This is a genomic window from Mycolicibacterium vulneris (assembly GCF_002104765.1).
In the GTDB taxonomy this organism is placed as follows: domain Bacteria; phylum Actinomycetota; class Actinomycetes; order Mycobacteriales; family Mycobacteriaceae; genus Mycobacterium; species Mycobacterium vulneris.
This window is the reverse complement of record NZ_NCXM01000105.1, coordinates 1-503: the sequence shown is the minus strand read 5'-3', so window position 1 is coordinate 503 and position 503 is coordinate 1. Positions and strand designations below refer to the sequence as shown.

The 503-nt window shown below is 72.6% G+C and carries 1 protein-coding gene; it reads left to right on the top strand.

What is annotated here, in order from left to right:
- Positions 1-503 (top strand): AMP-binding protein (locus B8W69_RS29560; RefSeq protein WP_133058065.1); only part of this gene is annotated, 503 nt, incomplete at both ends.

The following is a 503-nucleotide window of genomic DNA, read 5'->3' as shown; positions in this document are numbered from 1 at the left end:
GGGCCGGGGAAGGTCTGGTCGCAGTGGCACTCGCTCGTCTTCGACGTCTCCGTCTGGGAGATCTGGGGCGCGCTGCTGCACGGCGGACGCCTGGTGGTCGTGCCCGAGTCGGTGGCGGGCTCGCCTGACGAACTGCACGCGCTGCTGGTCGCCGAGAAGGTCAACGTCCTGAGCCAGACCCCGTCTGCGGTGGGCATGCTCTCGCCGGAGGGCTTGGACTCCACGGCGCTGGTGGTCGCGGGTGAGGCCTGCCCGGCCGAGGTCGTCGACCGGTGGGCGCCGGGGCGCGTGATGATCAACGCCTACGGCCCGACCGAGGCCACCGTTTACGCGGCGATGAGCACGCCGCTGGCGAGCGAGTCGGGTGCTCCGCCGATCGGGTCGCCGGTTCCCGGCGCGGCGTTGTTCGTCCTGGACAAGTGGTTGCGGCCCGCGCCGGAAGGCGTGGTCGGCGAGTTGTATGTGGCCGGCCGTGGCGTCGCCACCGGGTATGCCCGCCGGGC